Consider the following 582-nt stretch of genomic DNA (forward strand, 5'->3'; position numbering starts at 1 on the left):
ACTCATTACTTCAGGAATCTGTCGATCAGACCAGCTACATGTACAGTGATAACCATTATCTGGCAGGGATGGCAACGATCCTCGGTAAACCAGAAGACGCGAAGCGCTATCAAACGTTAGCGAAGAAACTGGCGGATTACATCAATACCTGCATGTTTGATTCAACCACACAGTTCTTCTACGACATCAGGATCGAAGATCAGCCGTTGGTCAACGGCTGCGCAGGAAAACCGATTGTTGAGCGGGGTAAAGGACCGGAAGGCTGGTCACCGCTGTTTAACGGTGCGGCCACANCCGCTGTTTAACGGTGCGGCCACACAATCCCATGCGGATGCGGTAGTTAGCGTGATGCTCGATCCGAAAGAGTTCAACACATATGTCCCACTTGGCACCGCAGCACTGACCAATCCGGCCTTCGGCGCGGACATATACTGGCGCGGACGCGTCTGGGTGGATCAGTTCTGGTTTGGGCTAAAAGGGATGGCGCGTTATGGCTATCGCGCTGAAGCATTAAAACTGGCCGATACTTTCTTCCAGCATGCCAAAGGGCTGACGGCAGAAGGTCCAATTCAGGAAAACTAC

General features: G+C 52.3%; 1 pseudogene. It reads left to right on the forward strand.

The features are described 5' to 3' along the window. A pseudogene (locus tag FDX22_RS24625) lies at positions 1–582 on the forward strand (trehalase family glycosidase); the annotation flags it as partial.

Source organism: Citrobacter sp. TBCS-14 (assembly GCF_005280805.1).
Lineage (GTDB): Bacteria > Pseudomonadota > Gammaproteobacteria > Enterobacterales > Enterobacteriaceae > Citrobacter > Citrobacter gillenii.